Genomic DNA, 10,234 nt, shown 5'->3' on the forward strand with positions numbered 1-10,234 from the left:
TTTCACTCTGGGCCATTGTTGCCACTGATAAAGACAGGGCCACAAATACGAACAGGACTTTTCTCATATTTCTTGTTTTATAAATTGCTATTGATGACGTCTTCAGAATTGTCGATACCAAAACTAATGAAGCAGCCGATAAAGAATGACCGCCTTGCTGTAGGCAATATCGGATCTTTTCTGCTACCATTCCAGGAATAGTTATAACCAAAGATCTGATCGTTCCCAAGCACGTTGTTGGCAGAGAGTACCCATACGATGAACTTTTTGGTATCCTTCCTTCCGATAGAGGGAAGATAGTTGATACTCAGGCTGAGATTATTATAGGCGATGGTTTTGCCCTGGTCAGCAATGGCGAACTTGCCGGAGCCTGCATCGTAACGGAAATTATAGTATGGCCTGCCTGTTGCGAAGGAATAAGAAGCATTGAAACTGGTTTTGAGACTGGTGAGAAATTTCTTGACCACCAGGCTGGCCGTGTGATTGGCCGCAAATGAAGGTTGGATGGCATAAGGATAATTGAGGTAATCCCGCCTGGTATCCAGGTAAGAATAGGAGATCCAGTAATCCACATCCTTGAAAGTTTTCCGATCCCTCCAGAAGAGTTCAATACCCTGGGCCTTTCCATGTCCACCATTGCCCACACTGTCAGGAACAAAGCCTCCTTTGGTGGTATAAGTTTTTACCAGCTCGTCATATTTTTTATAAAATGCCTCGATGCGCAGCGTGTAGCTTTTGCTTACAAGCTGGTAGTTGGCAATATAGTGTGTGGCTTTTGTGTAAAGAAGGTCATTCTGCGCAAAGTTTCGAAGGAAGAAATCCTTCTCAGGCTTCTGATAAAAGATCCCATAGGCCAGTGATACCTGTGCCTGGTTCCCCAACTTATAAGCCAGTGAAGCGCGGGGAACGATATTGGCCCTGTCGAGCAGCGAAGAATGCTCCACGCGGCCTCCCAGCTTGGCAGCCAGGTCATTGGTGATATAGATATCCGCCTCGGCAAAACCAGCTTTGAAATGATCGTCAACATCGGTCCTCACATTTTGCACATAGCGGTTAGTGAAATCGGTCCTGTCTGTGAAGTACAGGTATTCTCCTCCAAAACGGATAGCGCTGAGGCCGTAAAGCCTTCTTTCGAGCACCACCTTCATTTGCGCAAGATCTGCGTGACTCTTCAGTTTGAAAGGCTTACTGTCGTACGGTACTTCGGAGATGAGTTGTTGTTTGTTCTCTTCATTTTCCAGCACATTCCTCAGATTATCGATGTTATTGCTGTACGAGGCGCCCAGGTTCAGCTTCCAGTTCTTTCCTATCTTCTCTTTGTAACTAAGGTTCGTATATACATTGAAGTTATAGAGGGTGAGCGCATTCTTCAGGCTGGCGGAATCGATATCCGGACGGCGCAGACCGAACTGCCCGTAATTGAAGTAGCCGTAGAATTTGATGATACCTGTTTTGGAGGTCTTGATCCTGAAGTTGAACTCGCCGTTATGGAACTGCGGGGTGAGGAAGTTATCAGGTCTTTGTTTGATCAGTGCAAAATAGGCAGCTACATTGGTATAGCTGTAATTCACTCCCCAGCTGGCTTTCTTGTTCTTTGCCAGCCTGTTATAACCGGCACTGGCAAAGAGGGGCGAGATGCCGATATTGGCGGAGGTCTGTTCCGGCAGATCGATAGATTCCAGGATCAGTGCGGATGAAAGCGCGCCTCCATAGAGGGCGGAGTAGCCGCCGGTGCTGAAAACAGTGCCTTTGAAAAGAAAAGGCGAGAACCTGCCACGGCTGGCGATATCGGGCACACTGCTCTGGAAATAATTATTCACCAGGGTACCGTCGATGAAAACCTTTGCTTCTTCGGAGCTGCCGCCGCGAACGAACAATCCTTCTTTCTCTCCCACCTGTTGTGCACCGGGAAGTGTTTTGAGGGCAGAGGTAACATCACCGTCCGAGCCCGCTGTGGTAACGATATCGATGGGGCCGAGCACCGTAGTGCGTTTGGTGTCGCTGGCTTCAAAGGTGCCTGCTGTGATCACTACGGCGGTAAGCTCATTGGGCTCAGCCTTCAGGATGGCGTCAAACTGCTGCGTCCCTCCGGCGAGCGTGATCTTCTGTTCCAAAACTTTAAATCCGATACAGGTGATCAGAACCGTCTGTTCTCCTTTTTCGCTTGTGCGAAACCGGTAGTTGCCCAGGCTGTCCGTGGTGCCTCCGTCGTATGAGTCTTTTATGGCGATGCTGGCTCCGCCAACACCTTTTCCCTTGCCGTCTTTGATCCGTCCCTGAAGAACGGTCTGGGCATGGCCCAGCAGGCTGGTCAGCAATAGGAGGATGAAGGGGATGAATTTCAGCATAGCAATAAGTTTATGCCACAAAGTAAAGTGGTTTATAGTGTAAACTTAAATCTTAGGGGGCGCTTTCGGTGAAAACAGGGGTGAAGTCGGTAAAATCAGGGATGCGGCCGGCGTTTTGCTGGCATCGCTTGCTTCTTTTTTATTGCGTACTGCAACAGGTTTATTTTTTTTACCGCTTAGAGGCGGTTTTTCATGCAGTGATATATACTGAAATCCCCAGATACGTAAAACCGTATGGGAAAAGTCCTATTGCGCATAAATAAATTATTAAGTACTCTTGCAATAGGTCCCAAATGGCATGAGTAACCGGTAATATTCCAACACTTTACCTTATCGTAGCATAAACCTGACCCCTGGCTGCTTGTGTTGAAGGACCTGCGCGCAACATAACCCGACCGGCTCAACTGGTGTGATTGTCTGGTCCTGAAATATAACTTAATCCAATTACCGAAAAACCCTGGATGCATGAAACATCTGTACTCTACACTCATCTACACAATTTCCCGCATTTACCGTCACTCAAGCTGGCAACATTGATCTGGTTGTTCATACCGCATTGATACTTCAACACAAGCATTATGAGAACGGGAAATAATTTGCTTTGGGTATTACTGCTCTCTGCTTCCATGCCGTCTTTAGCGCAGGCTCAGGACCGCTACAGCAGGGTGAGCATCGAGATCCCGCCGCAGGGCCTGCCCTGGCTGACGGCGAGGGGAGTTTCATTTGACCATGGAGAGTTGAATGAAGAGGACAATACTTTTGTTACTTCCCTCAATACAAAGCAATTGACCGCCCTGAAAGCCACGGGCGTGAAGTTCACCGTTCTGATAAAAGACGAACAGGCTGCTTTTTCAAAGCAGTACCAAAAAGGAAATTTCTACCGCAATGCCGGCGCCATGATGGTGAACGGCAAACTTCATTTCCAGCAATCCTGCGCCTCCGCCATTGAATCGGTGGATGTGCCTGCCAGCTTCACCGAAGGCTCCTATGGCGGTTATTATACCTGGAATGAAATGCAGGATAAGATCAAATACATGCTGGACCACTATCCCAACCTGGTGGATACCATCATTCTTCCATACAGATCTCATGGCAACAGGCCATTGATCGTAATAAAAATTTCAGACAATGCCGGTACAGATGAAAATGAACCGGAAGCATTCTATACCGGGCTGCATCATGCCAGGGAAGGAATGAGCATGATGAACCTTTTCTTCTTCATGAGTTACCTGCTGGAACATTACAATACGGATGCAAGGATCAAAGACCTGGTCAACAGCCGGGCACTGTATTTTCTGCCCTGCGTTAATCCTGACGGATATGTTTACAACGAAACCAGTGCACCGGGTGGCGGAGGCATGTGGAGAAAGAACCGGAGGGATAACGGAGCTGGTAATGGCCGCGGGGTGGATATCAACAGGAATTACGGGGAAGACTGGGGGGAGAATGGCGCCAACGTGTCTATCTCCACGGATCCCGATGATGAGGATTATATCGGTCCTGCTGCCTGGTCGGAGCCTGAAACCCGCTCCCTGAGAGCGTTTGCTCAGAGCAGGAGATTCACAATCGCCATCGATCATCACGCATACGGTAACTATTATATCACGCCTTTCGGACGTCCTGCACAGCATAGTTTTACTGCGCAGGATGTTTCGTTCTATAAATATGCTTCGGCCCTCATGGCCAAATACAATGCTTATTCAGCAGGCGATGGCCTGGCCACTGTGGGATATTACGCAGTGGGCAATTCAAGGGATTATCACCTGATAGGCGATATCGGCTCAGGCAGCAAACAAAAGACGTACGGATATACTGTTGAGATCGGTAACGGGGCATATGGCTTCTGGCCAGACAATTCATTGATCATCCCGATCGCGCGCTCCATGTTCTTCTCCAATATGCAGATGGCGTATATGTCCGGCTCTTACTTTGAGGTGCAGGACCTCAATCCTGTTTCCGTCAGCAGTACTTCCGGCAATTATCATTTTTCCATCCGCAGGATCGGCCTCACGGATGCTCCTGTAACGGTGTCGCTGCAGGCAGTGGAGAATATCAATATCACCGGAGCGCCGGTTACCATCAACAATATGACCAATTATTTCGACGTGCTGGAAAACGATATCTCCTGGTCGCTGCCAAACACTGTTGCGCCGGGGGCAAGAATTCGTTTTGTATGCAGGACGGAATCTGCCGGCATCACACTCACGGATACCATCGTGAAATTGTATCAGCCGGTACAGCTCCTGGATGATGATATGGAAGCAACAAGTAACTGGGCATACAGCGGTAACTGGGGAACCACTACCACTGCGGCTTTCGGAGGGAACAGGTCTTTGAGCGAGTCCCCTTCCGGAAACTATACCAGCAATGATGAATCATATGCCACCTACCGTAATGCCATTGATCTCTCCGATGCGGAAGCAGCTTACCTGGTGTTCCGGGTGAGGCATCGTGCACAGAACGGTTATGATAAACTGCAGGTTCAGTTATCTGCCAATGGAACTTCCGCTTATCAACCTGTTTGCGCTACCAGCACCATCAGGGAGAATGTGGGCACCATCGGCAATATGCCTGCATACACAGGCATTCATGAAACATGGACGCAGGAGAGTATCAACCTGCAGCAGTACCTGGGCAATAGTAATGTCCGTTTACGTTTCGGATTCTTTTCAAACAGTTCCAGAACGGATGACGGTTTCAATATCGATAATGTGGAGATCGTAAAGTCAACGCATATCGTGCTTTCCGTAAAGTTCATCGATGTGCAGGCCATGCAGCAGATCAACGGCGTAATGGTGAGTTGGCAGGCCGGTATTGAAAATGAGCACGACCATTTTGAAGTGCAGCGCTCTTTCGATGGAGTGAACTATATCACTATCGGAACAGTTACAGGCGCTGCGCCATACCGGTTCCTGGATGCAGAGCCAGCCCAGGAGAATCATTACCGGATCAGGGCTGTGGACAAAAAGCAACGCAGCCTGTATAGCAAAACAGTATACCTGAATTACAAAGAGGCAAGTTCCATCACCGTATCTCCAAACCCTGCTTCCCGGGAGCTCATGATCCGTTTCAATACAGATCATGAAATGAGATTCCGGCTCAGCATTACAGACATCACCGGAAGGCAGGTGCTTTTGCAGGAGCTGAAAGCAGCGAGGGGAGCAGGTTACAGACAGATAGATATCGGTAGTTGGGCTCCGCAGCTGTACATCGTTACACTGAAGGACCTGGCCAGCGGTAAAGAAACGGTGACCAAAATTTTGAAAAGATGATAGCAATATACATGTTGTGATAGCAACAGACCTGAGTTAAAAACCATGTAAATCCAATTTTATGAAAACGGGAAAATACCTTTTGGTTGTTTTGATGATGATATCAGCTTCCATCATTGGTATGTGGGAAAGCGCCAATGCTCAAAGCCTGGACCTGTTCAAGAAAGCGGACAATATCACCCAAGCTGCACCAGGTAATCTGGCCGGTGAAGGGGATATTCTCGAATACACGATCGTGGTCCGGAGCCTGGCATCGGTAAACCTTACCAACACTACTGTAATTGATAATATTCCTGCAGGCACTTCCTATGTTGCCGGGTCTACCACGCTCAATGGTGGTGCGGTAGCAGACGTTGCAGGGAAAATGCCTTACACGGGCAGTGGTAACCTGGTGAACTCCGCGCTTCGGCCGGCAGGTGTGCTGGCTCCCGGAGGTTCGGCTACAATCACTTTCCGGGTTAAGGTTACGGCTAATGGTGGGAACGTTACCAATTACGCAATGGTTGAGTGCCTGAATGGTACCAATACCATCATCCAGAACACCAATACGGTTTTTACAAATCTCACACCTGATGCCACCTGCTCGGTGATCTATCAGTCTACAGCAAAAAGCACCGGCGGTACCCCGGATAATTTTCCGTACCGTTATTTTAAAACGATGAACAATGCAAACGGTACTGGTGGCGCCATCCTTTATAATGGCGAAACAGGTCTTTGCCGTAATGCGCTCACCAATGCACTGCTGCCTCCGGGAAGCGTGCTGCAATATGCTTCTGCCATTGCTTATGAAAAGAAGAGCAACCGTATTTACTTCGTGAATAACTACAGCAATGCCAGACAGGACCTCTGTTATGTTGACCTCGACGATGCTACCAAGACTGCCTACCGCTATGTGAACTATACCATGGAAACAACGCTGGGTGACGGATGGAATATCAACCGTATGGCCTTTGCTTCCGATGGTTTCGGTTACGCTATAACTTTGAACGGCCGTGATATCATCCGCTTTTCTGTAAACCCTGCTACCAATATCCCAACCATTACACGGTTGGGCGCGCTGATCGATGATGCCTCCAACGGATCATTTGAGATACTGGAAGAAAGAGGTGGTGATATCTTCGGCGACGGGTCCGGCAACCTTTACCTGATTGCCAACTCCAGCCGCATGTACAAGATCAACCCCAACACCCGCATAGCCACTTACCTTGGTGGTGTGAACCCTTTCCCAGCCAGCGCTTCCAACTCCATAGCAGTGGACGCTTCCGGTACTGTGTATATCGGTGGAGCCTACCAGAATGTTTTCACCGTGAACCTGCTCACCATGGCAGGCACTTCCATCACCGGTGGCAGTACCACCAACGTATGGACCAATGGTGACTTCACCAGCTGTGCATTCCCTGTACTGGCGCCGGCCCTCACCGCCAACAAGACTTACCGCAATATCAATGGCAGCCCCATCATAATGGGAGGGGATACTGTTGAGTACCGCATTGAAGTGATCAATACCGGTAATATCAATGCTGCCGGTGTGAAACTGCATGATGCAATTCCCCTGGCCACTACCTATATTCCCGGATCAACCAGGCTCAACAATGCAGCCGTTGCTGATATTCCTGTTGACATCATGCCGTTTTCGGTTACTGGTGGACGTTCGATCCAGTCGCCCGGAGAATTCACCGGCATCATCAGGCCTGGCGCAGCCAATAAAGTGGTGCTCACTTTCCGCGCTAAAGTTGAACCGCTTCACCTGGTATGTAACCAGAGCCGTATCACCCTGCTCGACGTGAATGGCAATACCATCTTCATCAACACCAATGACCCCACTATCCCCGGAAACGGTTCACAAAACCCTACCTGCTTCTTCTCAGACGGTACGCTTCCGATCAGAAGCATCGATCTGAAAGCGGCAGTCCAGAACGACCGTTCCCAGCTCACCTTCACCGTGAAGGAAGAGCAGGATATCAAGTATTACGAAGTGCAGTATGCCGCCGATGGCCAGAACTTCAGTCCCATCGGTAAGGTGAATGCCAAAGGCAATACCCTGAGCTCGCATACATATAACTTCAGCGACCTGGTGAACACAACATCAGTGAACCGCTACTACCGTGTTCGCGTAGTTGGCAACAACGACAATGATGTGACCCTCTCGAAGATCGTAAGGGTGAGCCTGCAGAACCTGCAGCAGATCCAGATCCAGCCTAACCCGTTCAAGGCTGATATCACCATCCGGATGGAGCTTCGTGCAGCAGAACAGGTAAGGTTCAGACTGGTTGATATCTCCGGTAAAGTGATCATCCAGCAGTCCAGGCAACTGGCCAGGGGCGATCACAGTATCACCATCCCGGGTGGCAGCAGGCTTACCAAGGGAGTATATGTGATGGAGGTGTTCACGGCCTCGGATAATAATGTGGTCAGAGAAAAACTAATCAAACAGTAAGAGAGAGCCGGGTGAGTAACCCGGCTTTTTTATTTCCTTCAGCCTGGTGGTGGGCTGGAGGAATTGTTGCTTTGATTGGCTTGTTGCGGGCCTTGGGGGTATGCGATGGAGGCTGTAAAAGAAAATCCCCCGTTCCGCTTCGCGGACCAGGGGATTTATACCTCTGAGAAACCAATAAATATTTAAGCAGGTAGCTTTTGTTTCGCTTTTATGCTGATGCTGTAATTACTCTTTCAGCAGTTTCACCACCATGCGCTCATTGCTGTTGATGATCACTTCGAGCAGGTACATGCCAGGGCGCAGACCGCTGGTGTTATCCAGGGTAAAGGTGTTAGCGCCGGCTCCAGCCCTGGTTGATTTGCGCATCATTTCATTACCGGAGGCGTTCAGCACTTTCATCACGATGAAAGAAGCTTCATTCACCTGGATATTCACCACGATATCATTCTTAACAGGGTTAGGCGTTACGCTCACCATCTTCAGGGATACATTGTTGTATACACGAACGATGAGGATCTTGCTCATGAATACGCGGCCGTCTTTATCAACCTGTTTCAGCTGATAGTAGAGGTCTTTCTTGGTGGCGTTACCTGGTTTGTCGTTGAAGGTATAGTTCTTTCTTACGTTTGAGTTGCCTTCAGCAGCCAGGGTACCAACTGTTTTCCAGTTTTTGCCATCAGAGCTGCGTTGAACTTCAAAACGATCGCTGTTGCTTTCGAAAGTGGTTACCCAGCTGATCTCAACGTCACCATTCGTTTTCCAGAGACCTTTGAAATCTATCAGGCTTACTGGCAGTGAACCACCGGTAGGGAATGTGATGGTAACGGTTGCAGTCTGGGAGCAAAGGGCTGCATAACCGGCGTCACAAACCTTGTAAGTGAAGGTGGTGCTGGTTCCTGTGAAACCTGGGTTTGGAGTGAAAGTGAAAGTGCCATCGCCATAGAGCTCAACATGGCCATCTTCAGAATCATCAACCAGTTCAGCATAGAAAACCTCGTTGTCAGGATCGGAGTCATTGAGGGTTACTTTACCGGAAGCAGTGAAGGTCTTAGACCCTGGTATGTCATCATCTTCAGCAACAGGAGCGCTGTTACAGCCGGAGCTGTAGATCCTGTTTACGTTCACCCAGAATTTATCGATGCCAATACGTGTGTTGGCATTGATGCCCTGCCAGTTCACGTAAACTTTGAAAGCGCCGGAACCGATGGTTGGGTAATTGAAAGTTTTGTCGTAGTTGTAAACGGTGTTGCCGTTTACATTTTTGATCTCAACACTGTCCAGATGAACACCAATGATGTTGTTGTCTGCGTCTGTGAGATACACTTTGAACCATTTGCGGGTAGCATTGCTTACATCTCCGCTGAGCTTGTAAGAAAATTTCACCTGCAGGTTACCCCACATGTCGAACACTGGCGTATAGAAGCCATTTTCCTGTGTGCGGCTGGCAGCAGTTCCGAGAACGATAGCGCCATCTTCAGCACCGCCTTCGATGGAAGGAGTGAATCCGCTGTTCACATCAGCGCTTTTGAAGATCCAGCATTGTCCTACGAGATAGCTTTTTACTTGTGTAAGATCTACGCCGTCGCGGGCGTTAAAATTTTCGTAAGTCTGTGCCGTAGCGGCGATAGACATAAAGGTGCACATGAATGCAAGGAGGGTAGAATTCAGTTTCATACTGTCAACAAGTTTCAGAGTTTGATAATTTAGTTAGGCAAGGCACGGATTCGTGGCGATCGGGAGGCATTCAGAGGAACTTGACTTGTTGGACAAAGGAGATTTGAGTAGCTCACATAGCTATTGGACAATAGGAAACCTTTTCAGGATATATTTTCAAAACAAAAAAGCGAACGTAAAGGAGGAGATTGGTACAGGGTAAGTTTGTGGCCTGTAATAGAGGAATTGTCGTAGGATGAGTAGAATTGAGAGCAAATATAGTCAGCCGGATTATATTTTGCAAGACCTGAGCCAAAAAAATAACGGTTTGAACCGGATTTACGCTGTAATTGTATTGTAATTTGCACCCGATAAATTCAGCTATGCCTCCAGTAATTACAGTAAACCACCTCAGTAAGTATTACCAGGATATTAAAGCTGTTGATGATATATCCTTTACGGTAAATAAAGGAGATGTATATGGTTTTCTGGGCCAGAACGGCGCGGGAAAGTCCACTACCATC

General features: G+C 48.4%; 5 protein-coding genes. 3 read left to right on the top strand and 2 right to left on the bottom strand.

Annotation, left to right across the window (positions count from 1 at the left end; translation table 11 throughout):
* Positions 1 to 77 precede the first annotated feature (77 nt).
* Positions 78 to 2,348, bottom strand: coding sequence for a TonB-dependent receptor (locus tag ACTHMC_RS26965; RefSeq protein WP_440418096.1), 2,271 nt, complete (start codon positions 2,346 to 2,348; stop codon positions 78 to 80).
* 578 nt (positions 2,349 to 2,926) lie between these two features.
* On the opposite strand from ACTHMC_RS26965, the gene ACTHMC_RS26970 reads away from it, so the two are divergent.
* Both ACTHMC_RS26970 and ACTHMC_RS26975 read left to right on the top strand, forming a co-directional pair.
* Positions 2,927 to 5,620: a M14 family zinc carboxypeptidase gene (locus ACTHMC_RS26970; RefSeq protein WP_440418098.1), complete on the top strand. Its 2,694-nt coding sequence runs from the start codon at positions 2,927 to 2,929 to the stop codon at positions 5,618 to 5,620.
* A gap of 61 nt (positions 5,621 to 5,681) precedes the next feature.
* Positions 5,682 to 8,057 (top strand): T9SS type A sorting domain-containing protein, encoded by a 2,376-nt coding sequence (locus tag ACTHMC_RS26975; RefSeq protein ID WP_440418100.1) that lies wholly within the window; start codon positions 5,682 to 5,684, stop codon positions 8,055 to 8,057.
* 225 nt (positions 8,058 to 8,282) lie between these two features.
* Here the strand turns inward: ACTHMC_RS26975 and ACTHMC_RS26980 are convergent, their stop codons facing one another.
* The gene (locus ACTHMC_RS26980; RefSeq protein WP_440418102.1) at positions 8,283 to 9,731 is read right to left on the bottom strand and encodes an Ig-like domain-containing protein; all 1,449 of its coding nucleotides are present in this window, start codon (positions 9,729 to 9,731) and stop codon (positions 8,283 to 8,285) included.
* Between the two features lie 362 nt (positions 9,732 to 10,093).
* Here ACTHMC_RS26980 and ACTHMC_RS26985 point away from each other — a divergent pair.
* Positions 10,094 to 10,234: ATP-binding cassette domain-containing protein (locus tag ACTHMC_RS26985; RefSeq protein ID WP_440418104.1), on the top strand; the 141-nt coding region annotated here is incomplete at its 3' end.

Origin of the sequence: Pseudobacter sp. (genome assembly GCF_051955275.1) — a bacterium.
Taxonomy (GTDB): Bacteria; Bacteroidota; Bacteroidia; order Chitinophagales; family Chitinophagaceae; genus Pseudobacter.